At 68.2% G+C, this 21,420-nt stretch carries 20 protein-coding genes; 10 read left to right on the top strand and 10 right to left on the bottom strand.

Annotated features, from left to right (window positions below; all coding sequences use genetic code 11):
- Positions 1 to 3 precede the first annotated feature (3 nt).
- The 4 genes from glgX to G6N54_RS05410 all read right to left on the bottom strand — a co-directional run bounded on the left by glgX (position 4) and on the right by G6N54_RS05410 (position 6,002).
- Positions 4 to 2,142, bottom strand: a complete 2,139-nt coding sequence (gene glgX, locus G6N54_RS05425; RefSeq protein ID WP_163794531.1) for a glycogen debranching protein GlgX — start codon at positions 2,140 to 2,142, stop codon at positions 4 to 6.
- Between the two features lie 112 nt (positions 2,143 to 2,254).
- Positions 2,255 to 4,423, bottom strand: coding sequence for an acyltransferase family protein (locus tag G6N54_RS05420; protein WP_163788888.1), 2,169 nt, complete (start codon positions 4,421 to 4,423; stop codon positions 2,255 to 2,257).
- A gap of 100 nt (positions 4,424 to 4,523) precedes the next feature.
- Positions 4,524 to 5,264 (bottom strand): NlpC/P60 family peptidoglycan-binding protein RipD, encoded by a 741-nt coding sequence (gene ripD / locus G6N54_RS05415; protein WP_163788887.1) that lies wholly within the window; start codon positions 5,262 to 5,264, stop codon positions 4,524 to 4,526.
- Between the two features lie 342 nt (positions 5,265 to 5,606).
- Positions 5,607 to 6,002 carry a hypothetical protein gene (locus G6N54_RS05410; RefSeq protein WP_308207257.1) on the bottom strand — a complete coding sequence of 132 codons (396 nt, stop codon included), beginning with the start codon at positions 6,000 to 6,002 and terminating at the stop codon, positions 5,607 to 5,609.
- Between the two features lie 164 nt (positions 6,003 to 6,166).
- Here G6N54_RS05410 and G6N54_RS05405 point away from each other — a divergent pair, with 164 nt between their 5' ends.
- The 4 genes from G6N54_RS05405 to G6N54_RS05390 are packed head-to-tail and all read left to right on the top strand — an operon-like array spanning position 6,167 to position 9,809.
- Positions 6,167 to 7,471, top strand: a complete 1,305-nt coding sequence (locus tag G6N54_RS05405; protein ID WP_163788885.1) for an adenosylmethionine--8-amino-7-oxononanoate transaminase — start codon at positions 6,167 to 6,169, stop codon at positions 7,469 to 7,471.
- Between the two features lie 6 nt (positions 7,472 to 7,477).
- A complete protein-coding gene (locus tag G6N54_RS05400; protein WP_163788884.1) occupies positions 7,478 to 8,626 on the top strand; it encodes an 8-amino-7-oxononanoate synthase in 1,149 nt (382 codons plus the stop codon).
- Positions 8,623 to 9,303, top strand: coding sequence for a dethiobiotin synthase (gene bioD, locus G6N54_RS05395; RefSeq protein WP_163788883.1), 681 nt, complete (start codon positions 8,623 to 8,625; stop codon positions 9,301 to 9,303). Before G6N54_RS05400 ends, bioD begins: the two co-directional genes overlap by 4 nt.
- Positions 9,303 to 9,809, top strand: a complete 507-nt coding sequence (locus G6N54_RS05390; protein ID WP_163788882.1) for a 2'-5' RNA ligase family protein — start codon at positions 9,303 to 9,305, stop codon at positions 9,807 to 9,809. The genes bioD and G6N54_RS05390 overlap by 1 nt, the downstream gene beginning before the upstream one ends.
- Here G6N54_RS05390 and G6N54_RS05385 read toward each other — a convergent pair.
- The 4 genes from G6N54_RS05385 to G6N54_RS05370 all read right to left on the bottom strand — a co-directional run bounded on the left by G6N54_RS05385 (position 9,806) and on the right by G6N54_RS05370 (position 13,655).
- Positions 9,806 to 11,158 carry a hypothetical protein gene (locus G6N54_RS05385; protein WP_163788881.1) on the bottom strand — a complete coding sequence of 451 codons (1,353 nt, stop codon included), beginning with the start codon at positions 11,156 to 11,158 and terminating at the stop codon, positions 9,806 to 9,808. The genes G6N54_RS05390 and G6N54_RS05385 overlap by 4 nt on opposite strands.
- Entirely contained in the window at positions 11,155 to 11,517 is a 363-nt protein-coding gene (locus G6N54_RS05380) for a hypothetical protein (protein ID WP_163788880.1), read from the bottom strand. Before G6N54_RS05380 ends, G6N54_RS05385 begins: the two co-directional genes overlap by 4 nt.
- Positions 11,518 to 11,521: 4 nt before the next feature.
- A complete protein-coding gene (locus G6N54_RS05375) occupies positions 11,522 to 13,351 on the bottom strand; it encodes a hypothetical protein (RefSeq protein ID WP_163794530.1) in 1,830 nt (609 codons plus the stop codon).
- Positions 13,352 to 13,475: 124 nt separating this feature from the next.
- Positions 13,476 to 13,655 carry a hypothetical protein gene (locus tag G6N54_RS05370; protein WP_163788879.1) on the bottom strand — a complete coding sequence of 60 codons (180 nt, stop codon included), beginning with the start codon at positions 13,653 to 13,655 and terminating at the stop codon, positions 13,476 to 13,478.
- Positions 13,656 to 13,792: 137 nt separating this feature from the next.
- Between G6N54_RS05370 and bioB the strand changes: the two genes are divergently transcribed.
- From bioB to G6N54_RS05355, 3 genes are read left to right on the top strand one after another with little or no spacing between them, the layout of a single operon-like run.
- Complete coding sequence (gene bioB / locus G6N54_RS05365; protein ID WP_163788878.1) at positions 13,793 to 14,830, top strand: biotin synthase BioB; 1,038 nt, start codon at positions 13,793 to 13,795, stop codon at positions 14,828 to 14,830.
- Positions 14,831 to 14,847: 17 nt separating this feature from the next.
- On the top strand, positions 14,848 to 15,075 hold the full coding sequence (bsaP, locus tag G6N54_RS05360; RefSeq protein ID WP_096291074.1) for a biotin synthase auxiliary protein BsaP: 228 nt from the start codon (positions 14,848 to 14,850) through the stop codon (positions 15,073 to 15,075).
- Entirely contained in the window at positions 15,072 to 15,707 is a 636-nt protein-coding gene (locus G6N54_RS05355; RefSeq protein WP_372513309.1) for a DUF2567 domain-containing protein, read from the top strand. Before bsaP ends, G6N54_RS05355 begins: the two co-directional genes overlap by 4 nt.
- 7 nt (positions 15,708 to 15,714) lie before the next feature.
- Here the strand turns inward: G6N54_RS05355 and G6N54_RS05350 are convergent, their stop codons facing one another.
- Positions 15,715 to 17,055 (bottom strand): lipase family protein, encoded by a 1,341-nt coding sequence (locus G6N54_RS05350; protein WP_163794528.1) that lies wholly within the window; start codon positions 17,053 to 17,055, stop codon positions 15,715 to 15,717.
- A 111-nt stretch (positions 17,056 to 17,166) separates the two neighbouring features.
- Positions 17,167 to 17,889: an NUDIX hydrolase gene (locus G6N54_RS05345; RefSeq protein ID WP_163788877.1), complete on the bottom strand. Its 723-nt coding sequence runs from the start codon at positions 17,887 to 17,889 to the stop codon at positions 17,167 to 17,169.
- Positions 17,890 to 17,935: 46 nt separating this feature from the next.
- Between G6N54_RS05345 and nadA the strand changes: the two genes are divergently transcribed.
- Genes nadA through nadC form a run of 3 tightly spaced genes read left to right on the top strand, consistent with a single transcriptional unit; the run spans position 17,936 to position 21,416 of the window.
- A complete protein-coding gene (gene nadA / locus G6N54_RS05340) occupies positions 17,936 to 18,985 on the top strand; it encodes a quinolinate synthase NadA (RefSeq protein WP_163788876.1) in 1,050 nt (349 codons plus the stop codon).
- On the top strand, positions 18,985 to 20,562 hold the full coding sequence (locus G6N54_RS05335; protein WP_372513308.1) for an L-aspartate oxidase: 1,578 nt from the start codon (positions 18,985 to 18,987) through the stop codon (positions 20,560 to 20,562). Before nadA ends, G6N54_RS05335 begins: the two co-directional genes overlap by 1 nt.
- Positions 20,562 to 21,416: a carboxylating nicotinate-nucleotide diphosphorylase gene (gene nadC, locus G6N54_RS05330; protein ID WP_163788874.1), complete on the top strand. Its 855-nt coding sequence runs from the start codon at positions 20,562 to 20,564 to the stop codon at positions 21,414 to 21,416. The genes G6N54_RS05335 and nadC overlap by 1 nt, the downstream gene beginning before the upstream one ends.
- The last annotated feature ends 4 nt before the right edge of the window (positions 21,417 to 21,420 follow it).

Below are 21,420 nucleotides of genomic sequence, written 5' to 3'. Positions count from 1 at the left end.
ATGTCAGGCGGTCTTCCGCATGATCAGCACCGAGCACCCGGGTATCGCGACCTTTTCTTCGGCGGCGACCACGAGGTCCGCGTCGCCGGCAGGATTATTGGTATCGATCTCGACGGTCCACTCCCGCGCATAGTCGTCGTGCGGTGTGACGAACTCCACTGCGCGCTTGTGGGCGTTGAAGCACAACAGGAATGAATCGTCGACCACCCGTTCGCCGCGGGCATTGGGCGCGGTGATGGCCTCGCCGTTGAGGAACACTGCGACACATTTGTCCAGGCCCTGGTTCCAGTCGTCGTGCGTCATCTCCCGGCCCGTCGCCGTCAGCCAGGCGATATCGCGGACCTCGTCGCCGCTGCGGATCGGCTCGCCGTCGAAGAATCGGCGTCGGCGAAACACCGGATGCTTCCTGCGCAGTTTGGTCACCTTGCGGGCGAAGGTCAGCAGATCGGCGTTCTTGTCCACCAAAGACCAGTCGATCCACGCCAATTCGGAGTCCTGACAGTAGGCGTTGTTGTTGCCGTTCTGGGTGCGTCCCAGCTCGTCGCCGTGCGCGATCATCGGGGTGCCCTGGCTCGCCATCAAGGTGGCCCAGAAATTGCGCATCTGCCGGCAGCGCAACTCGGTGATCTCGGGATCGTCGGTCGGACCCTCGACACCGCAGTTCCACGAGCGGTTGTGGCTTTCCCCGTCGCGGTTGTCCTCGCCGTTGGCCTCGTTGTGTTTCTCGTTGTAGGAGACCAGGTCGTTGAGGGTGAACCCGTCGTGTGCGGTGACGAAGTTGATGCTGGCGCTGGGCCGCCGGCTGCTCGCCGCGTACAGGTCCGACGACCCGGTCAGCCGGGAAGCGAACTCGCCCAGGGTTGCGGGCTCACCCCGCCAGTAGTCACGCACAGTATCGCGGTACTTCCCATTCCACTCGGTCCACAAACCCGGGAAGTTGCCGACTTGATAACCGCCCTCACCGACGTCCCACGGTTCGGCGATCAATTTGACCTGGCTGACGATCGGATCCTGTTGCACCAGATCGAAGAACGCGCTCAGGCGGTCCACGTCGTGCAACTCGCGGGCCAGCGTGGCGGCCAGGTCAAAGCGGAATCCGTCGACATGCATCTCGGTCACCCAGTAGCGCAGCGAGTCCATGATCAGCTGCAGCACGTGCGGGTGGCGGGCGTTGAGGCTGTTGCCGGTGCCGGTGTAGTCCTTGTACAACCGCGGGTCCTCGTCGAGCAGCCGGTAGTAGGCGCTGTTGTCGATGCCGCGGAAGTTGATCGTCGGGCCCAAGTGGTTGCCTTCGGCGGTGTGGTTGTAGACGACGTCGAGGATGACCTCGATGCCGGCCTCGTGCAGGCTGCGCACCATCATCTTGAATTCGGCGACCGCGCCGCCCGCCTGCCGATTCGACGCGTACTGGTAGTGCGGGGCGAAGAACCCGAATGTGTTGTAGCCCCAGTAGTTTCGCAGCCCTAGATCGAGTAGGCGTTCGTCATGCATGAACTGGTGAACCGGCATCAGTTCCAACGCGGTGACGTTGAGCGACTTGAGGTGTTCGATGATCACGGGATGAGCGAGCGCGGCGTAGGTGCCGCGCAGTCCCTCGGGGATGCCCGGATGGGTTTTGGTCAGCCCTTTGACGTGGGCCTCGTAGATCACCGTCTCGTGGTACGGGGTCAGCGGCGCGCGATCGAAGGCCCAGTCGAAGAACGGGTTGATCACCACGCTGGTCATCGTGTGGCCCAGTGAATCGATCATCGGGGGAGTGCCGGTGATCGTGGTGTCGCCGTTCGGGTCGATGCCCGCCAAGTCGTAGGAGAACAACGCCTGACCCCATGTGAAATCACCGTCGAACGACTTCCCGTAGGGATCGAGCAGCAGCTTGCTCGGATCGCAGCGGTGGCCGGCGGCCGGATCGAACGGGCCGTGTACCCGGAATCCGTAGCGCTGATCGGGCGTGATGTTCGGCAGATAGGCGTGCCACACGTAGCCGTCGACCTCGTCGAGCGGGATCCGCGATTCGTCGCCGCGCTCGTCGATCAGGCACAGGTCGACCTGTTCGGCGATCTCGGAGAACAGCGAAAAGTTAGTGCCGGCCCCGTCGTAAGTGGCCCCGAGGGGATAGGCACCCCCTGGCCAAACGGTGGGCAACGTAGGCGTGGCTTCGTCCGGGGTTACAGCACCCGATGCTGCGGCCGGTCCGGAAGCCGGGTTGGTTGACGGCACCACACGACCTTATCCGCGGCGGACTGTCCTGTCCGGGCTACCACCAGCCCGTGGCAGCCGCGATCTGGACGCCGAGCTCATGGGCCATGGTCCGCATGTAGGTGGGGGTCAGGTGGTGCGCGCCGTGGTAGATCAGCACGTTTCCCTCGACCGGACGGCAAATATCGGTGCGGCAGATGGCATCTGACATGTCGAGTACCTTGAGCAGCGGGAATTGCTCGACGAAATCCAGGGTTTGGTTGCGATCGGACAAAACGTCGGAGCGTTTGATCGCGCACGACGTGGCGTTGCCGCCCTTCTTCGCCAGGCAGTCCGCCGGGTCGAACGGCTGGCCATTCTTGACCAGCCACGGCGTGTCGCGCATGCCGAGGATCGGAATGTTGTTGTCGGACAACGTCTGCCAGATCCCGATGTAGGTCGCGGGCATTACGTCACCGGACTTGATATTCCAGGGGCGGGTTGTGGTGGTGAACACGTAATCGGGATGGTCGGAGACCAGCTTGTCCATCGTGCGTTGTACCCAGTCGCGGCACTGCGGGTAGGGGGCGTTGTTGCCCATGATCAGCGGGACCTGCTCGGTGGACAACGGGCAGCCCATTTTGAGATATGTCACAACTTTGAAGTGATGGGCGTGTCCGAGCGCATCCAGGGCCGGCAACCAGTGCTCGGCGTGTGACCCGCCGGCCAGTGCGATGGTCCGGGTCGCATCGAGGTCGCCGTAGACGCAGTTGACCACCGCCGGGTTGACGAAGTCGCTGATGCAGCCGTCCGCCGTCGAGGCCGGCAGGTCGTTCTTGACCTCGAGCACGCTGGGCCGCATCGGCAGCGTCGGCACCCGCACGTGCTCGGTCAGGGCGCGGGCGCCGGGATAGTCCTGCGGGTTGAGTACGGACAGCTCTTTGCCCGCGGCCCGCAGCAGCGTCACATGCTGACGCCAGGTGAACGAGGTCGCGGTCAGTGTGACGCCCAGTAGCACGACCGCCGCCCCCAGCGCCATCGTCGGCCGGCGCAGCCGCGACCACCACGGCAGCACGGGTGCCGCGCCGGTTTCCTGCGGCGCCCGGTAGCGCAGCGGGTCCTCGACGAGCTGGGTGGTCAGATACGCCAGCACCCCGGAGATCAGCAGCACCGCCGCGCCCTCGACGAAGTCGGCGTGCTTGTGGCCGCTGTAGGACAGCCAGAAGATGAGCAGGGGCCAGTGCCACAGGTACAGCGAGTACGCGATGGCGCCCAGCTCCACCAGCGGCCGGGTGGCCAGCAGCCGATTCGGCAGCGGCATCCGGCCGCCGGTCCCCGGGTCGCCCGGCAGGTTGGCTCCGGCGAGGATCATCAGCACCGTGGCGCCGACCGGTATCAGGGCCCAGGGGCCCGGAAATTCGTCGACGCCGTCGACCAGGGCCCCACAGGACACCACCGCCGCCAGCGCGACGGACGCCGCGGCGGTGCGCAGCCACATCGGCCACCGGACGTTGGCCACCACGGCACCGACGAGCGCGCCCAGCAGCAACTCCCACCCGCGCACGAAGCTGTTGTAGTAGGCGGTCGACTGGTCGTCAGAGTGAGCGACGATCGCGTAGACGAACGAGGCCACCGTCAGCGCGCTGAGCAGCACCACGAACAGCGTGCGCAGGTGCGCCTTGAGCGTTCGCCGGAACAAGAAGGTGCAGCCGGCGACCAGCAACAGGAAGGCGACATAGAACTGCCCCTGCACCGACATGGACCAGATGTGTTGCAACGGGCTGACGGATTCGCCCGCCCGCAGGTAGTCCGACGCGGTGTTGGCCAGTTCCCAGTTCTGGTAATAGCCGAGGCTGGCCAGGCTCTGGTCGGCGAAGGTCTCCCAGCGGGTCTGCGGCTGCACCAGAATGGTGAGCACTGCACTCGCAGCAAGGACCACGACCAGGGCGGGCACCAGCCGGCGGATCAGCCGGATCACTTCGGCGACGGGCGACAACGTGACGGCCGGGTTGAGCGCGGCGCGCAGGATCTTGCTGCCAAAGAAGAATCCGGACAGGGCCAGGAAGACGTCGACACCGCCGGAGACGCGGCCAAACCAGATGTGGAACGCGGCGACCAGCGCGATCGCGATGCCGCGCAAGCCGTCCAGGTCGTAGCGATAAAACCCCGCAGATCCCGGCACGCGCAGCCCTGACCTGCCCGGATTCCCCGGGACGGCCGGCGGCGGGGGCACTGACGTGATCTGCATGACCACGCTAATTTACCTAAAACGCCACCTGCTCCCGTGCGCTTGCCTCCCGGCGAAGCTGCTCAGTGGAGCAAGTGGCGTTTTGTAGCGGTCGCGAAACCTATCGCGTGGCGCCCGCCGGCTGCAGCAGCGTCTGCAGGTTCGGCAGCTGCGGCAGCGCCGGCAACGCCGGCTGCTGCAGCGGTGCCGGCTGCTGCGGCAGCGCCTGCTGCGCCGGGAGCGGCTGCACCGGTGGCTGCTGCAGCGGTGCTTGCTGGCCCGGCACCTGCTGGGTCGGCGGCTGCTGAAGCGGGGCCTGCTGGCCCGGCATCTGCTGCACCGGTGCCTGCTGCAGCGGCGTCTGCGCGCCGATCACCCGGACCAGGTACGGCGTCATGCCGTTGGTGCGCACCGGCGAGACCTGCACGACGTCGCCGACCTCGAGCATTTGGTTGTTGCCGAGGTACATCGCGACGCTTTGGGTGCCTTCGGGACCGTAGAAGAGCATGTCGCCCTTCTGGGCCTGCTGCGGCAGGACCTTCTGTCCGGCCCGGTAGATCGCGCCGGACGAACGCGGCAGCCTGATGCCGGCGCCGGCGTAGGCGTACTGCATCAGGCCCGAGGCGTCGTAGCCGATGGTGTTGATGCCGGTCCCGGTGCCGCGGGAGGGGCCGTTGATACCGCCGCCGGCCCACGAGAACGGCACGCCGCGCTGCGAGAGACCGCGCATGACAACCACGTCGGTGGCTTGCTGGTAGTCCGTCGACCGCACGCCGGGGTCGGCGGCCGCGATCTCCGGGGCGGCGGCCATCGGGGCCCCCAGGATGGCGAGGCCGATAGCAAACGAATAGATGCGCTTCATTGGAGTTCCAACCTTCCTGAACCCTGTCGGGTCAAGGCCCGGGCGCTGGGGCGCCTGGGCCGCCGTTCGATGACTCGCGACGACCCCAAGTTCGGGGTCGAACGCCGCCTCCTTGCGGGGACGTGAATCTCGGTAGGCCCGTGGAGTCACACCAGTCACTACACAAACTTTTACAACACAAATTGCACCCGGAAAATAGCTGGTGAGGTCCACGAAAGATTTGGTGTAGGACCGTGACCGGACGGTGACTGCCGATCCCAAATCTTTATCGGCAGCTGTGATTTCGGTCTCACAACGCTGCCGGCCGCAACGCTTTGCAGCCCGGACGGGGCAGCCGGGGAATCAGTGCCAGTAACGGGCGCTGAAGACGGTCAGCGCGTCGCCGATCACGGAGCTCACCATGATGATCGCCAGCGATAGCACCGGCCAGAAGGACATGTACCAGCCCTTCAACAGCGAGACGAACGGCCCGATCCCCGCGGCGGCGATCGCCGCACCGATTCCGCCCCACACCACCGGGTAGATGTACACGTCGATCTGGAAGGGGACCAGGCCACACGACTCGTCCGAGCACACCTCGCCGAGGAAGCCGTAGAGCTTGGTTGGCCACGTTGTCGCCGTGGCCAGGATGACCAACAGCGCCACCAGTGTGAGCGTGGCGACCAGGTCCCAGGGGGCCACCCGAAGCCGGATCACGTGTGGCTTTTGTCCGTCAGAATCGTTGTCGCCGTAGTTCATTGGCCGGAAATCGGTCGGCTCTGCGGGCTCCTGCAGCGGTGGCGGCGGGGAGACTGCTCGGTCGCTACGGTGCGGGTCCTCGAACGGGTACGGCAACGCCATGCCGATAGATGCTCCCCGATGGCCGGCTTTTGTGCGAGCCGGCTGCTTTACGCTCGGTCTCTATGCCTGCGGCGAGATCGGGGTTGACGCCCGAGCAAATCAGCGCGATCGACGCCGCGCATCTTTGGCATCCCTACAGCACGATCGGCAGCGAAGCCGTCCTGCCCGTGGTCGCCGTCGGGGCCCGCGGCGCCTGGTTGACGCTGGTCAGAGACGGCAAGCCGATCGATGTGCTGGACGCGATGAGTTCGTGGTGGACCGCGATCCACGGGCACGGCCACCCCGTGCTGGACGAAGCGCTGGCGGCGCAGCTGAGATCGATGAACCATGTGATGTTCGGCGGGCTGACCCACGAACCGGCCGCCCGGCTGGCCCAGCTGCTGGTGGAGATCACCCCGGCCGGCCTGGAAACGGTGTTCTTCAGCGATTCCGGGTCGGTATCGGTGGAGGTCGCGGTCAAAATGGCGCTGCAGTACTGGCGCAGCCGCGGGCGGCCCGCCAAGCACCGACTGATGACGTGGCGCGGCGGCTACCACGGCGACACCTTCACACCGATGAGCGTCTGCGACCCCGACGGCGGCATGCATTCGCTGTGGACCGACATCCTGGCCCGGCAGGTGTTCGCCTCTCAGGTGCCCCGCGACTACGACGCCGCCTACAGCGCGGTGTTCGAGGAGCAACTGGCCGAACACGCGGCCGAGCTCGCGGCCGTCGTCGTCGAGCCCGTCGTCCAGGGCGCCGGCGGCATGCGCTTCCACGACCCCCGCTACCTGCGCGACCTGCGTGACATCTGCCGCCGCCACGACGTGCTGTTGATCTTCGACGAGATCGCCACCGGGTTCGGCCGCACCGGCGAGTTGTTCGCCGCCGACCACGCCGGCGTCAGCCCGGACATCATGTGCGTCGGCAAGGCGCTGACCGGCGGATATCTCAGCCTCGCCGCGACGTTGTGCACCACCGACATCGCGCACACCATCAGCTCCGGTGAGGCCGGTGCGCTGATGCACGGCCCCACCTTCATGGCCAACCCGCTGGCCTGCGCGGTGTCAATGGCCAGCGTGGAGGTGCTGCTGGGCCAGGACTGGCGGTCGCGGGTCGCCGAGATCGCCGCCGGGCTGACCCGGGGACTAGAGCCGGCGCGCGCCCTGCCCGGCGTGGCCGACGTGCGGGTGCGCGGCGCCATCGGTGTGATCGAATGCGCCGCGCCGGTCGATCTGGCCGTGGCCACCCCGGCGGCGCTGGACCACGGCATCTGGCTACGCCCGTTCCGCAACCTCGTCTACGCGATGCCGCCCTACATCTGCGGGCCCGACGAGATCGTGCAGATCACCTCGGCGATGGTCGAGGTCGCCAGGCTCGTAGGCTGAACGGCGATGAAGGCACCGATCGAGGTTTCCCCGCTGGCCTGGCTGGAGGCGGTGGAACAGCAGCGCCGCGCGGCCGGGCTGCGCCGTTCGCTGCGCCCGCGCGCGGCCGTGGCCACCGAGCTGGACCTGGCATCCAACGACTACCTCGGTCTGTCGCAGCATCCCGACGTGATCGACGGCGGTGTCGCGGCGCTGCGGGTCTGGGGTGCGGGTGCCACCGGTTCGCGCCTGGTCACCGGCAACACCGAACTGCACGAGCAGTTCGAGACCGAGCTCGCCGATTATGTCGGTGCTGCCGCCGGGTTGCTGTTCTCCTCCGGATACACCGCCAATCTCGGCAGCGTCGTCGGCTTGTCCGGCCCGGGCTCGCTGCTGGTTTCGGAGGAGCGTTCGCACGCGTCGCTGGTGGACGCCTGCCGACTGTCGCGCGCGCGGGTGGTGGTGACGCCGCACCTGGACGTCGACGCGGTCGACGCGGCCCTGAGCGCCCGCGACGAGGAGCGGGCGGTCGTCATCACCGAATCGGTCTTCAGCGCCGACGGCGTGCTGGCCCCGCTGCGCGAGCTGCACGACGTGTGCCGGCGCCACCGGGCGCTGCTGATCGTCGACGAGGCACACGGGCTCGGGGTGCGCGGTGGCGGGCGCGGACTGATGTACGAACTCGGGCTCGCCGGTGCGCCCGACATCGTGATGACCACCACCCTGTCCAAGGCGCTGGGCAGCCAGGGCGGCATGGTGCTGGGGCCTCCCGAGGTGCGCGCCCACCTGATCGACGCGGCCCGCCCGTTCATCTTCGACACCGGCCTGGCCCCGGCCGCTGTCGGTGCCGCGATGGCCGCGCTGCAGGTGCTGCGTACCGAGGCGTGGCGGCCCGAGGCGGTGCTGCGGTACGCCAGCGAGCTGGCCGACATCTGCGGCGTGCCTGAGGAGCCGCAGTCGGCGGTGGTGTCGGTGATCCTGGGCGACCCGGAGGTGGCGGTGGCCGCCGCGACGGCCTGCCTGGACGCCGGTGTGCGGGTCGGGTGCTTCCGGCCACCGACCGTGCCCGCCGGTACGTCGCGACTGCGGCTGACCGCGCGCGCGTCGCTCGATGCCGCCGAGCTTCAGGTCGCGCGCCGGGTGCTCACCGATGTTCTTGCCGCGGCGCGCCGTTGACCGTCCTGGCCGTCACCGGTACCGGTACGGGGGTGGGCAAGACGGTCACCGTCGCGGCGTTGGCGTGTCACGCCCGTCAGGCCGGGATCGAGGTCGCGGTGTGCAAGCCCGCGCAGACCGGCACCGACTCCGGCGACGACGACCTCGCCGAGGTCACCCGGTTGTCCGGCGTGACCGAAACCGCCGGGCTGGCCCGCTATCCGCAACCGCTGGCGCCCGTCGCGGCGGCCGAGCAGGCCGGCATGCCGCTGCCCACCCGCGAGCAGATGCTGGCGCTCATCCGGGACCTGGACCGCCCGGGCCGGCTCACCCTGGTCGAGGGCGCCGGCGGACTGCTGGTCGAGCTCGGCGCCGCCGGCGTCACGCTGCGCGACCTCGCCGTCGACCTGGGCGCGCCGGTGCTGATCACCGTCACCGCCGAACTGGGCACCTTGAACCACACTGCGCTGACTCTGGAATCACTTGCTGGACACGGGCTTTTGTGCGCCGGCGTGGTGATCGGCAGCTGGCCGTCCCAGCCCGGAGCGGTGGAGACGTCGAACCGGTCCGCCCTGGGCCGGCTGGCGCCGGTGCGGGCCGCGCTGCCCGCCGGGGCCGGCGCGATGGCCGTCGACGACTTCGCGACGATGAGCGCTGCGGCGTTCGACCGTGACTGGGTGACCGCGCTGGTGCGCTGATGGTCCATTCGCTCGAGCTGGTCTTCGACCGCGACACCGAGGCCGCGGTCCGCCGAATCTGGGAGGAACTGGCCGGCGGGGGGATCCCCAGCCAGGCCCCGGCCAGCCGTCCGCACGTCACACTGGCGGTCGCGGAGAGGATTTCGGCCGATGTCGACGAGCTGCTGCGTCCGGTGGCCGCGCGGCTTCCGCTGAGCGCCCTGATCGGCGCGCCCGTGCTGTTCGGGCGCACCAGCGCCGTGTTCGCCCGGCTGCTGGTTCCGAGCGCCGAGCTGCTCGACCTGCACGCCGAGGTGCACCGGTTGTGCGGCCCGCACCTGGCACCCGCGCCGATGGCCAACAGCCTGCCCGGCCAGTGGACCGCGCACGTCACGCTGGCGCGCCGGGTCAGCGGCGCGCAGCTGGGCCGGGCGCTGCGCATCGCGGGCCGGCCATCGCAGATCGAGGGCCGCTTCGCGGGTCTGCGCCGCTGGGACGGCAACAAGCGGGTCGAGCACCCGCTCTAGCCGCCGAAGAGCAGGTAGAGCCCGGTGAACGTGTAACCGACCATCACCAGCATCATGGTGAGCTGCCCGGTGAGCTGATGACCGGCGGGCAACAGCCGCAGCGCGCGGTCATGCGCCGCGATCACCGCGACGGTGTGCCCGATCACCACGCACGCCACCTTGATTCCGGCCAGCACCGGCGGATGCTGAGACAACACGTAGGCCACGTGAAAATGCGCCAGTCCCAGCAGATTCCAGCCCCGCCCGAACGGATCGGCCAGCGCGATCACGGCCTGCTGTCCACGCTCCACCAGGTAGGACAGGTAGTGGGCGAAGATGTAGCCCACCACGATCGGGATCAGCGAGTGTGCCAGCTGGCCGGGCAGGGCGCGCCGCTGCTCGCGATCCACCCCGCCGGTCGCCCGGGCCGCAAGCGAAAAGCTCAGTGCGACAACAGTAATGAAGACCACCAGCCCGGCCGTCCGCAGCACCGACGACGTCAGCGTCGACGGCACATTGTGGGCGGACCTGGAGACCTCGTCGGCGAAATTGCGCCAGGTCGGCGACGACGAGTAGCTGTCGAACGCCGTCGACCCGAGCAGCACCGCCAGCATCACGACCACCCCGGGTCGCACCGGCAGCGAAGGCAGATGGTCGAACGGGTTGCCGATCACGATCTGCCCGGTCGCCGTCGAACGCCGAAACGGGGACAGCCGCGACACCGCCATGCTGTACACCCCGAACGGGTAGGCCCTGGCCAGCCAGCCCTGCCCGCACAGCCACGCCCCGCCCAGCAGCACCACCGTGTACACCAGCAACCAGCCCCGCACCCAGGGCAGCGAGGCCGAATTGGGGCTGGCCAGTTCCAGCCACACGAACGCGAATAGTCCCACCGCGCCCGGACGGTATCCCCAGCTTTGCGGGTAGCGCAGCCGCGCCCGGCTCAGCCGCTCCGGCACCACGCGCCGCAGCAGCAGGTACACCGTTCGGATCGGGGAGATCACGCGCCACACCGGCCCGAAGGCCAGCGACAGCGCGACCGGCCCGACCCACAGCAGCACGTAGAACGTCCCCAACAGACCGTTGACCTGCGTTTGCGGGCCGAACACCCCGGCCAGCACCACCCACACCGCGAACGCCAGGGCAACGCCGGCGACCGTCCAGCGCGTCGCCCGCGCGTCGACCAGCGTCGTCACCCAGGCCGGCAACGGGTGGCCGGGCGCGTCCGGGTCGAACCGCGGCCGCCGCCAGGCGAAGGCCACCAACGCGAACGTGAATGTCAACGCCCACGCGGCACCTACCATCGCGAATGCGTACGGAACCGGAAGATCGCTCGATCCGCCCAGGCCATGCGCCAGCAGCACCGTCACGGCTCGACTTGAATCGTCGCTATCGTCCGGTCCAGATGGTGGAGTTCCACTTCGACGTTGCCCGGGACCTCGACGTTGAAGCGGAATGCCTGGTTGGGTTGAGCCGCGACCGGGAACTTGTGGTCGGGCACAGAGTGCACGTGCAGCTCATCGGTCGCGTCGCTGGCGACTTGCAAGACGATATCCTGCTTGACCTTCGCCTGCAGCACCGCGTTCGACGGGGTGACCTGGCCGTGAGCAATGGTGACTTCGATGTTCAGGGCCCCGGGGGGAGCCTGGCCCGACGGGCCGGCGCACCCCATCAAGCCGCACATCGGCACCGTCACCCACGCCGCAATAAGCGTGCCGCGCAACGTCATCGGCTCACGCCGCCCGCGGTAGTGGCTGCTTTTCGGCAACCGGCTCCGGCTCGGACAGCGCGTTGTTGATGCGGCCCGCGCCCCACGCCAGGCCGGCGATGACCATCAGCGTCAGGATCAGCACGACGACCGACCCGGCGTTGTAGAGCCAGCCGGGAGCGTTCTGGTCGCGTTCGCGCTGCAGGATGGTGATCTCGTGCACGAACGGCCGATCGATCGATGACAGGGCGGGCACCTCGGCCGCGGGAATGGCGTCGTCGGCCGGTTCGCAGATCGGCACGCCCGTCATCGTGTAGCCGTCCTGAATCCGCAGCAGCGTCTTCCACGATCCCCAGACCGGAACCGGCTGGGTGGACCGGTAGTGGCCGGGCCCGACCTTCTCCAGCCGGTCGATCACCAGGCCGCGCTGGTTTTCCATCCGGCCCTGCCAGGACAGAATCGTCAGCCAATCCGGCTGCGCGCCAACCGCGTCGGCCGGCGTCAGCTGCACATCGGCGGACACCATCCGCTGGCCGGGCGCACTGGGCAGCTCGGTCAGCGTGATCGCCGCCTTGCCCTGCTGCGGCACCACGATGTGCAGGCCGTTGGCCACCGCGCCGCCGATCACCACGACGGTCGCTACGACCACCGAGATGCTGATCACGCGCCGCGGCAGCCGCTGCCCGGTCAGCACCATGCCGAACAGTGCGCCGCACATTCCGGCGAGCACCCCCACCGGCACCGACATGGCCAGGGCCTCGCCCCACATGCTGACCGGCCACGGGTAGTGGTAGACCGTCCCGATCCACAGCGACTCCAGCCACAGCCCGACCGTCGCCACGCCAAGTCCGGCGACGGCACCAAAAACGATGGGGCGCTTGAATACTTGCGTGAGCGCGACCAGTTCGACCACCACGGCCGGGCCCAGGTACAGCGGGAACCAGTTGATCGGTGCGCCCAGGATGGGCCCTACCAGCACCGCGACCCCACCGCGCAGCGCGATCGCGAACAACGACGCGATGATGGCCGCGCCGCGGCCCATCGTGACGCGGGCGGCGACGGCCGCCAGTGCGGACGCGAAGGCGATCATCATCGGCTGCAACACCAGGCGGAATTGCTCGACGCCGAAGTCGTATTCGATCTGGTAGACGGACAGGCCGATGAACATTCCGCCGAAGGACAGGTAGCGCAGGAAGGTGATGAACGCGCCGTGCGCGGCCTCGGCCGCCTGCTGTACCTCACCTTCGCGCTCCAGCATCAGCACCGCGAACAGCGAAAAGCAGGCGCCGCCGATCATCATCAAATGCGTTGGACCCCAAAGGGTGACGTCTTGCCCGAAGATCCGGTGCCAGATGTCGTCGAGCGGGAAGCCGATCATCGCGTAGAGCCCACAGCCTGCCATCAGCACGCCGCCGACCGGCGCGTACCAGGTGCGGGTGATGCGGACCGCCGCTGGGCCGGGCTTATCGTGCGGGATGACCATCGCGATCACGCCGGCCAGGAGCACGCCGAACAGGCCGATGATGATGAAGTAGTGCGCCGGGTTGGCCAACGGCCCGGGATCGCGGCCGTTATCGATGTGCCAACTGACGTCCCAGATGAAGCCGAACAGGGCGCAGATGATCGACGTCGTGAAGACAATCACCGGCAGCGCCACCCAATTGGGGCGATGGAATTTCTCGCCGAGTTTGTCGGCGACGCGGGTCAGCCACGTGATGCGACGCGTGCGGTGCGAATAGCCCACCCACAACATGACCAGCGTGATGACCATTGCGGCAACCGAGAGCCCGATCATCTGATTGAGTCCGGCGCCGTGGGCCGACGGCTCTGCGAGTAGCGGTAGCCCCGTGGGCATGTCCGACACCGTTGTCATGAGTGTCATGTCCTCCCTACTACGCCGGGACGTCCCGGGAGAGATCACTTGTTACCGGCAGGTAAGTTCACTCGATCCAAGGGGTAATGCCGCGATTGCTGGGCGGTCAATCACCCGATTTGTCCGGTGTGTCACTTTGCTGGTGGGCATCGTCTGTCGGGCCGGCGCGGCGGTCGCGCAAAGCGACGTAGAGGATCACGGCGACGACGATCACGGCAGGTAGGAACGCCGGCGCGGCCAACACAATCCAGTGGTGTGCCACGTACTCGACATGCGGAGTCGTCATGGTGGTCGTATACCCCGGCGGTCTCGGTCTACTAGGGCCGTTACCCTACTTTGAACACCGTTTCGTTCAGCCTGCCACGACGAAGTGGCGGATGTGACCGCAGACGCGGACGCGATAAAGATGCAGGGGAGTACTTGGTGACTCAAGCGGCAACTCGACCCACCACCGAAGCCGGCGATGGCGCAGACATCCTGGCGATAGCCCGCCAGCAGGTGCTCGACGGCGGCGAGGGATTGAGCCGGGACCAGGTCCTCGCGGTGCTGCAGCTGCCCGACGAGCGGCTCGAGGAGCTGCTGGCGCTGGCCCACGAGGTGCGGATGCGCTGGTGTGGCCCCGAGGTCGAGGTCGAGGGCATCATCAGCCTCAAGACTGGCGGCTGCCCCGAGGACTGCCACTTTTGTTCGCAGTCCGGGCTGTTCGCCTCGCCGGTGCGCAGCGCCTGGCTGGACATTCCGAGCCTGGTCGAGGCCGCCAAGCAGACCGCGAAGTCGGGTGCCACCGAGTTCTGCATCGTGGCCGCGGTGCGTGGTCCGGACAAGCGGCTGATGTCCCAGGTCGCGGCCGGTATTGAGGCGATCCGTAACGAGGTCGAGATCAACGTCGCCTGCTCGCTGGGCATGCTGAGCGCCGGGCAGGTCTCCGAGCTCGCCGCGATGGGCGTGCACCGCTACAACCACAATCTGGAGACCGCGCGGTCGTTCTTCACCAACGTCGTCACCACGCACACGTGGGAAGAGCGCTGGCAGACGCTGACGATGGTGCGCGACGCGGGTATGGAGGTGTGCTGCGGCGGCATCCTCGGCATGGGAGAGACGCTGGAGCAGCGGGCGGAATTCGCCGCCGACCTCGCCGAGCTCGACCCCGACGAGGTGCCGCTGAATTTCCTCAACCCGCGGCCCGGCACGCCGTTCGGCGACCTCGAGGTGATGCCCGTCAGCGAAGCGCTGAAGTCGGTGGCCGCGTTCCGGCTGGCGTTGCCACGCACGATGCTGCGCTTCGCCGGTGGCCGCGAGATCACCCTAGGCGACCTCGGCGCCAAGCAGGGCATCCTGGGCGGCATCAACGCCGTGATCGTCGGGAACTACCTGACCACCCTCGGCCGTCCCGCCGAGTCCGATCTGGAACTGCTCGACGATCTGCAGATGCCGATCAAGGCGCTGAACGCCACCTTGTAGTGGCTAGATTGGGTCTTGTGGTTGGCGATCTGGGCGCTCCGGTCAGCGCGGGCGTCTACAACGTCTACACCGGGGAATTGGGGGGTACGACGGTGCCCACCGCGGCTCAGCTCGGTCTTGAACCCCCGCGCTTCTGCGCCGAATGCGGACGCCGGATGATCGTTCAGGTTCGCCCCGACGGCTGGCGGGCGCGCTGTTCGCGGCACGGTGAGGTGGACTCGGCGGATCTGGAGACGCAGCGGTGACCGAGCCCTGGGTGCCCGCCGCTCGCGTCGCCCTATCCCGGCCGCGCGCGATTCTCCTTGCCGCACTGGGACTCTCGGCGACCGGAGTGCTGGTCGGCGGCCTGTGGGCGTGGATGGCCCCGCCGATTCATCTGGTGGTGGCGATGACTCGTTCCGGCGAGCGGGTGCACGAATACCTGGGCACCGAGTCCCAGCATTTCTTCGACGTGCCGAGCCTGATGCTGGGCCTGCTGACGGTGCTGGCGGTCGTGGCGCCGGTGCTGGTTTGGCAATGGCCCCGGCTGCGGGGCCCGGGCATGGTCGTCGGGCTGACGATCGGCATGGTGGGCGCCGCCGGCGTGGCCTCCGGAGTCGGTGCCGCGCTGGCCGTGCTGCGCTACGGCGCGCTGGACGTCGACAAGGTGCCGGTGCTCGGCAGCCCCGCGGTGTCCTACGTCGTGCAGGCGCCGCCGGTGTTCTTCGGGCCCGGGCCGCTGCAGATCGCCACGACGCTGTTGTGGCCCGCCGCGATCGCCGCCCTGGTCTATGCCCTGCTGGCCGCCGGAAGCGCCCATGACGACCTGGGCAGTTCGGGGCTTACCGATCGGCCGTCGCACGCGTTCCCGATGGAGCCGGAAGCGTCCGTCTCGTAGCGGCGTCTCACAGCGGACGGCGGCGAAACCTGCGGCCGGTCAGCACCCTGGCCGCGATGACGCCCAGCCGCATCATGCCGGCATAGGTCATCGGGTTGAACATGGTGGGCCAGACGGTCCGGATCAGGTGGTCGTTGAGCGGCCGGCGCGCAAAGCGGTCGGTGAGCCAGCGCAGCGTCATCGGCGCGGACAGTGGGTGCAGGAGCATGTGCTCGTTGAACGCGTCGCGGTGGTAGGTGACGCTGGCGCCGCCGGCCGAATAGGCGTCGGCCAGCGCATCGATGTCGTGGACGTCGATCAGGTAGTCGTGCACGGCCTGCACGATCAGGACCGGTGGTGCCGGTGTCGCGACACCGAGCTTGATGCTGTCGAAGACGTGTGTCACCTCGGGTGACGACAAGATGTCCTCGAGCGGTTCGTCGAGGTAGTCGCCCATGTTCTTACCGGCCATCCGCACCACGGCCTCGACCGTCGTCATGTCTTCGAGCCGGTCCAGCAGGGTGCGTCCCTCGTCGTTGGTGTGCTCGGTGATCACCCGGTTCAGGTCGGGATAGACGTGGGCGAGAGCGGCGACCACCATCGCGGGTAAGCCCGCCAGGAAGCCACCGTTGAGCCGTCGGAAGGTGTGACCGAGGTCGCCGACGGGGGAACCCAGCACCGCCCCGACGATGTCCAGCTCTGGCGCGTAGTCGGCGCACATTTCGGCGGCCCAGGCGCTGGCCAGCCCGCCCCCCGAGTAACCCCACAGCCCGACCGGCGCCGACGGCGACAACGCGACGCGTGTCGAGCTGAGGGCGGCCCGTATGCCGTCGAGGATGCGGTAGCCGGGCTCGTAAGGTGCACCCCACATGCCCAGCAGGCCTTCATGGTCGGGAACCGAGACCGCCCAGCCTTCGGCGAGGGCGGCGGCCACCAGGAAGAGCTCCAGCTGGGCGATTGAGCCGAGGGCCTTAGCCCTCCTGCGCAGCGCATAGGACGGAAAGCAGCGCGACGACATGGCGTCGATCGCGCACTGATAAGACAGCAGCGGACAGTTCTGCCCGACGACACGTTCCGTGGGGATGAGCACCGTGGTGACGCAGGCCTCCGGGGCGCCGTTCATGTCCGTAGTCCGGTAGAGCAGCTGGATCGCCGAAACCGATTGCGGAACCAGGCCGAGGAACGCCAATTCGACGTCGCGAGAACGCAGCACCGTGCCGGGCTCGGCGTGCTGGAAGCCGGGAGGCGGCTGGTAGAACGGGTCGTCTGAGGGCAGCAGCGGGCGCGCTTTGGGCCGCAACTCCTCGTGTGGCGGCCGACCGATCCATTCCGCACCGTCGGTGCCTGCCAAATTGCCGAGTTCAACCAATTCGCCGATCCCTTCTAGGCCACCGAGCATTTTCCCGCATGAACTGGCGGTAACCAAAACGTAATGGCCAGGATATGCGTTACTTCTCGCTCCACCGGCGCGGTGATGCGGTCAAGGCTGGCCCGGCGGCCGAAGCGCGGCGAACTCGTCGGTTACCCGCAGCGCGGCGTCGGTGAAGTGGTACAAAGCCGCCGGTCGCCCGCCGCTGCGACCCGACTGCGCGATGGTACCGGTTTGCGTGATCACGCCCCGTCGGGCCAATACCCGCTGCAGATTCGTCGCATCCACTTGATGACCCAGCGTCGCGCTATAGATGTCGCGCAGCGTGGACAGTGCGAATTCCTTTGGTGCCAAGGCGAATCCGATATTCGTGTAGGACATCTTGGCGATCAGCCGGGTATGCGCGTGCGTCACCATCGGGCCGTGATCGAACGCCATCGGAGGCAGATCACTCACCGGGTGCCAGCGGGTGTCCAGCGGCAGCTCCGGGGTGGCGGGGGAGGGCACCAGGCCCAGGAACGTCGAGGCGATCACCCGCGCCCCCGGCACGCGGCCTGGATCGGAGAAAACTGCCAGTTGTTCCAGGTGGGCCAACTCGCGCAAATCCACCTTCTCGGCCAGCTGTCGGCGCACCGACGTGGTCATGTCCTCGTCGCTGCGCAGTCGCCCACCGGGCAGCGACCACGAGCCGCGTTGCGGATCGCGCGCACGCTGCCATAACAGCACGTTAAGCTGCGGTTTTCCCTTTCGGGAGGCTCCCTTAACCTGCTCGGTGGCCTGCCGAACCTGGAACACGACCGCGAGCACTTCATGGGCGGTGCTACCATTGGGCATGTTTTCGATTATAAGTCGAAAACCTCCTGAGTCGAATGGAGTCGCCGTGACGGTCATGAATCGCATGGACACGCTCACCGAAGACCTGATTGCCAGAATCGCCAATTCCCCGACCGGGTACGGCGGCGTCGAAGGTGATGAGCAGTGGGCCAACGAGATTCGCCGTCTGGCGAAGTTGCGCGGCGCCACCGTGCTCGCGCACAACTACCAGCTGCCAGCCATCCAGGACGCCGCCGACCACGTCGGGGACTCGCTCGCGCTGTCGCGGATCGCCGCCGAAGCGGCGGAGGACACCATCGTGTTCTGCGCCGTGCACTTCATGGCCGAGACGGCCAAGATTCTGAGCCCCTCGAAGACGGTGCTGATCCCGGATCAGCGGGCCGGTTGCTCGCTGGCCGATTCGATCACACCCGACGAGCTGCGCGCCTGGAAGGACGAGCACCCCGGCGCAGTCGTCGTCTCCTACGTCAACACCACCGCGGCCGTCAAGGCGCTCACCGACATCTGCTGCACCTCGTCCAACGCGGTCGAGGTGGTCGAGTCGATCGACCCCGATCGCGAGGTGCTGTTCTGCCCGGACCAATTCCTTGGCGCCCACGTCCGCCGGGTGACCGGCCGCAAGAACATCCACGTGTGGGCCGGTGAATGCCACGTGCACGCCGGGATCAACGGCGACGAGCTCACCGAGCAGGCACGCGCCAACCCCGACGCCGACCTGTATGTGCACCCCGAGTGTGGTTGTGCCACTTCGGCGTTGTACCTCGCCGGTGAGGGAGCGTTCCCGGCCGAGCGGGTGAAGATCCTGTCCACCGGCGGCATGCTCGACGCGGCACATGAGACGCGGGCGCGCAAGGTCCTGGTCGCCACCGAGGTCGGCATGCTGCACCAATTGCGCCGGGCCGCACCGGAAGTCGATTTCCGCGCGGTCAACGACCGCGCCTCCTGCAAATACATGAAGATGATCACCCCCGCCGCGCTGCTGCGCTGCCTGGTCGATGGCGCCGACGAGGTGCACGTCGATCCGGAAGTCGCGGCCGCGGGCCGGCGCAGCGTGCAGCGCATGATCGAAATCGGCCAGCCGGGCGGCGGCGAATGATGACCCGTCCCACATGGACCGATAGCGCCGACGTCGTCGTGATCGGCACGGGTGTCGGGGGATTGGCCGCCGCGCTGGCTGCCCATCGTGCCGGGCGCAAGGTCGTGGTTCTCAGCAAGGCCGACGAAACTTACGCGGTCACCGCGACGCATTACGCGCAGGGCGGGATCGCGGTCGTGCTGCCGGACAACGACGACTCCGTCGAGGCTCACGTCGCCGACACCCTGGCCGCGGGCGCGGGCATGTGTGACCCCGATGCGGTGTACTCGATCGTCGCCGACGGTTACCGCGCGGTCAGCGAATTGGTCGGCGACGGAGCGCGATTCGACGAATCGGTGCCGGGCCAGTGGGCGCTGACCCGCGAGGGCGGGCACTCGCGACGGCGGATCGTGCACGCCGGTGGTGACGCGACGGGGGCCGAGGTCCAGCGAGCGCTCGACCACGCCGCCCGGACGCTCGACATCCGCGGTAGCCACGTGGCGCTGCGCGTGCTGCACGACGGTACGGCGGTGACCGGGGTGGCTGTGGGCAATCCCGACGGTATCGGGGTCGTCAGCGCGCCTGCGGTGATCCTGGCGTCCGGCGGCCTCGGGCATCTCTACAGCGCGACCACCAACCCCGACGGATCCACCGGCGACGGAATCGCCTTGGCGTTGTGGGCCGGCGTCGCGGTGTGCGATCTCGAGTTCATCCAGTTCCACCCCACCATGTTGTACAGTGCCAGTCCCGGCCCGCGGGCCGGGAATCGCCGGCCGCTGATCACCGAGGCGATCCGCGGCGAGGGCGCGGTATTGATTGACCGGCAAGGCAATTCGGTCACCGCAGGCGTTCACCCGATGGGTGACCTGGCGCCCCGCGATGTCGTGGCGGGGGCCATCGACGCGCGACTGAGGGCTACCGGCGACGAATGCGTCTTCCTCGACGCGCGCGGCATCGACGGCTTTGAGGCCCGATTCCCCAACGTCACCGACGCGTGCCGGGCCGCCGGCGTCGACCCGGTGCGCCAACCCATCCCGGTCGTTCCGGGCGCCCATTACAGCTGCGGCGGCGTGGTCACCGACGTGCACGGTCAGACCGAGTTGCCCGGGCTGTTCGCCGCGGGCGAGGTGGCCCGCACCGGTATGCACGGCGCGAATCGCTTGGCGTCCAACAGCTTGCTGGAAGGCCTGGTGGTAGGTGGCCGCGCCGGCAAGGCCGCGGCGACGCATGCGCTGGCGGCGGGCCGGGTGCTCGCGGCCGCGCCCGAGCCGATCGCCCACACCGCGTCGAAGCGCCGCGAACTGCAGACCGCAATGACTCGGGATGCGTCGGTGGTACGCGATGCCGCCGGGTTGCAGCGGCTGTCAGAGACGCTGTCGCGGGCGCGAATTCGCACCGTCGAGGGTCGTCGCGATTTCGAGGACGTGGCGTTGACGCTGACCGCCCGCGCCGTGGTGGCCGCGGCGTTGGCCCGCGATGAAAGCCGGGGCTGCCATCACCGGGCGGACTACCCGGCCGCTGCGCCGGAAAAGGCGCGCAGCATCATGGTCCGCTCGGCCGACACGATATACGCCGAAGACTTGGCGGCGGTGTCCTGATGACGTTGTCCGCCGCCGAACTCGCCGTCGCTCAAGACGTCGTCCGCCGGGGTCTGGACGAAGATCTGCGCTACGGGCCCGACGTCACCACGCTCGCGACCGTGCCCGCCGGTGTGGCGACAGCGGCGCTGGTGCCCCGGGAGGCGGGCGTGATCGCCGGGTTGGATGTCGGGCTGCTGGTGCTCGACGAGGTGCTCGGCACCGACGGCTACCAGGTGCTCGACCGCGTCGAGGACGGTGCTCGCGTCCAGGCGGGCCAGGCGGTGTTGACCGTGCGGGCGGAGAACCGTGGGCTGCTGACCGCCGAGCGGACGATGCTGAACCTGATCTGCCACCTGTCGGGGATCGCCACCGCGACGGCGGCCTGGGTGGACGCCGTCAGCGGCACCAAGGCCCAGGTTCGCGACACCCGCAAGACGCTGCCCGGACTGCGGGCCCTGCAGAAGTACGCGGTGCGGGTCGGCGGCGGCGTCAACCACCGCCTCGGCCTGGGTGATGCCGCGTTGATCAAGGACAACCACGTCGCGGCCGCGGGTTCGGTCGTCGAGGCGCTGCGGGCGGTGCGCGAGGCCGCGCCCAATCTTGCGTGCGAGGTCGAGGTCGACTCCCTCGAGCAGCTCGACGAGGTACTCCCGGAGAAGCCCGAGTTGATCCTGTTGGACAATTTTCCCGTGTGGCAGACCCAGATCGCCGTGCAGCGTCGTGATTCCCGCGCGCCGGCCGTACTACTGGAGTCGTCGGGCGGGCTCAGCCTGGACACCGCGGCGGATTATGCCGGCGCCGGAGTCGACTACCTGGCCGTCGGCGCGCTGACTCACTCGGTGCGCGTGCTCGATATCGGCCTGGATATGTAGGGCT

It is taken from the genome of Mycobacterium stomatepiae (genome assembly GCF_010731715.1).
GTDB classification, from domain to species: Bacteria; Actinomycetota; Actinomycetes; order Mycobacteriales; family Mycobacteriaceae; genus Mycobacterium; species Mycobacterium stomatepiae.
The sequence above is the reverse complement of the archived record's forward strand: the minus strand, read 5'-3'. Positions and strand labels throughout refer to the sequence as shown.

What these genes read in the sequence shown, in the direction of transcription:
- G6N54_RS05420 (WP_163788888.1), bottom strand. Translation starts at nt 4,423, where the DNA reads ATGCAGATCACGTCAGTGCCCCCGCCGCCGGCCGTCCCGGGGAATCCG.
- ripD (WP_163788887.1), bottom strand. Translation starts at nt 5,264, where the DNA reads ATGAAGCGCATCTATTCGTTTGCTATCGGCCTCGCCATCCTGGGGGCC.
- G6N54_RS05410 (WP_308207257.1), bottom strand. Translation starts at nt 6,002, where the DNA reads ATGAACTACGGCGACAACGATTCTGACGGACAAAAGCCACACGTGATC.
- G6N54_RS05405 (WP_163788885.1), top strand. Translation starts at nt 6,167, where the DNA reads ATGCCTGCGGCGAGATCGGGGTTGACGCCCGAGCAAATCAGCGCGATC.
- G6N54_RS05400 (WP_163788884.1), top strand. Translation starts at nt 7,478, where the DNA reads ATGAAGGCACCGATCGAGGTTTCCCCGCTGGCCTGGCTGGAGGCGGTG.
- G6N54_RS05390 (WP_163788882.1), top strand. Translation starts at nt 9,303, where the DNA reads ATGGTCCATTCGCTCGAGCTGGTCTTCGACCGCGACACCGAGGCCGCG.
- G6N54_RS05380 (WP_163788880.1), bottom strand. Translation starts at nt 11,517, where the DNA reads ATGACGTTGCGCGGCACGCTTATTGCGGCGTGGGTGACGGTGCCGATG.
- G6N54_RS05375 (WP_163794530.1), bottom strand. Translation starts at nt 13,351, where the DNA reads ATGCCCACGGGGCTACCGCTACTCGCAGAGCCGTCGGCCCACGGCGCC.
- G6N54_RS05370 (WP_163788879.1), bottom strand. Translation starts at nt 13,655, where the DNA reads ATGACGACTCCGCATGTCGAGTACGTGGCACACCACTGGATTGTGTTG.
- G6N54_RS05345 (WP_163788877.1), bottom strand. Translation starts at nt 17,889, where the DNA reads ATGCCCAATGGTAGCACCGCCCATGAAGTGCTCGCGGTCGTGTTCCAG.
- G6N54_RS05335 (WP_372513308.1), top strand. Translation starts at nt 18,985, where the DNA reads ATGACCCGTCCCACATGGACCGATAGCGCCGACGTCGTCGTGATCGGC.
- nadC (WP_163788874.1), top strand. Translation starts at nt 20,562, where the DNA reads ATGACGTTGTCCGCCGCCGAACTCGCCGTCGCTCAAGACGTCGTCCGC.